We start from the raw sequence: 597 nt of genomic DNA, 5'->3' as shown, positions 1-597 counted from the left end.
CGCTAACGGCTAGCGGTAAGCCGCAGGAAAAACGCGCAGCGTTTTTGCTGTCGGCTTCACCGCTTTGTTAGGCTTCTGAGTTTATTGCTTTTCCAGTGCCAACTAAGCCAGTTTGCCGTGCATTAATGAGCCAGAAACTGGTATTGCTAATTTCATCTCAGGCTTCCTTGAGCCTAGCTTGGTACTGCTTGAAAGCGTGCCTGAACTTAGCGGCCAAAACCACAACCTGTTCCGCCGTAGATGGTGTGTGGCTTGTTTCAAGAAGCCACTTTAGGCCTTTATCAGGCGTCCTGACGAGGCCACCTTTGCCCGAATAGGCGGTAGCAACCCCAGAAAGGTGTCTTTCTGACACAACGTACCGATCACCGACAGGCTCCAGGATTTCGCACTGTGCCAGTTTGGTGAACGCCGAAGAAAGCTCACTAGGCGTGGGAATGGCATGATTCATTGCGTCAGCGGCTGCAATGATTTCATGTAGCTCAGCGGGCTCTCCTTGCTTCGCCATGAAAACAGCCATCAACAGCCAGCCATCGGTCCAAGTCCACTGGTGCATCGGGGCGTTCGTTCTCTCCAGCCTAACGGCTAGCGGTAAGCCGC

At 53.3% G+C, this 597-nt stretch carries 1 protein-coding gene; it reads right to left on the bottom strand.

Features of this window, described 5'->3' with window-relative positions; genetic code table 11:
- Positions 1–157: 157 nt before the first annotated feature.
- On the bottom strand, positions 158–597 hold a 440-nt coding region (locus GBG68_RS13920; protein ID WP_226801815.1), incomplete at its 5' end, for a hypothetical protein.

Source organism: Alkalilimnicola sp. S0819, assembly GCF_009295635.1.
In the GTDB taxonomy this organism is placed as follows: domain Bacteria; phylum Pseudomonadota; class Gammaproteobacteria; order Nitrococcales; family WHIW01; genus S0819.
The sequence above is the reverse complement of the archived record's forward strand: the minus strand, read 5'-3'. Positions and strand labels throughout refer to the sequence as shown.